The 630-nt window shown below is 32.7% G+C and carries 1 protein-coding gene; it reads left to right on the top strand.

The annotated features are described in order from the left end of the window. Positions 1–23 precede the first annotated feature (23 nt). The coding region (locus HMPREF2628_RS07965) for a TipC family immunity protein (RefSeq protein WP_070842845.1) at positions 24–630 on the top strand (607 nt) is incomplete at its 3' end.

Below are 630 nucleotides of genomic sequence, written 5' to 3'. Positions count from 1 at the left end.
CCAGTGGGAGAATTGGTGATAACATGAAGAAAATTCTCGGTTTATTAGCTTTAGTCTTACTAATTGTATTATCCTGTTTTTACTTTTTTCCTAAACAACCTAAAAATATTTTTGATGAAATCTACCATGAGACGGAGAAAACCTATCGGTCAAATAATATTTTAAGAAACATAGATGGCTTTGAAATTGATGATGTCTGGCCAAGTGATGACCCCAATATATCTAATAATCCGTTTGGAATTTACGACAACAAAATGACTCCTAGTAATTATTCTAAAATTAAAATTAGCTTTAATTTTGGAGAAGGTATTAAAGGGATGACGATTCGTTTTGAAAGAAAGACTAATTCGAATATTACCCTATGGTATTCGGCACACTATAATATGCAAAAGAAAGTGCTAAAAAAAGAGCTTGCCATCATTGAAGAGCCAAGGAAACCAGGTAAATATCTTGATGATGAAGAAAAAGTAAGAGAATATTTAAGAAAAAATAATATTTCCAAAGAAGATTTAGATAAAGACTTTGACGAAATCGTCAATCAGAAAGTCTTAAAAGACTGGTGTACCGTCTATGACAGCAAGTACTCGCCAAGCAATTATGGCGATGTCAAGATTGAAACCCAGTGGGAGA

It is taken from the genome of Streptococcus sp. HMSC063B03 (assembly GCF_001836965.1).
GTDB classification, from domain to species: Bacteria; Bacillota; Bacilli; order Lactobacillales; family Streptococcaceae; genus Streptococcus; species Streptococcus pneumoniae_F.
The sequence above is the reverse complement of the archived record's forward strand: the minus strand, read 5'-3'. Positions and strand labels throughout refer to the sequence as shown.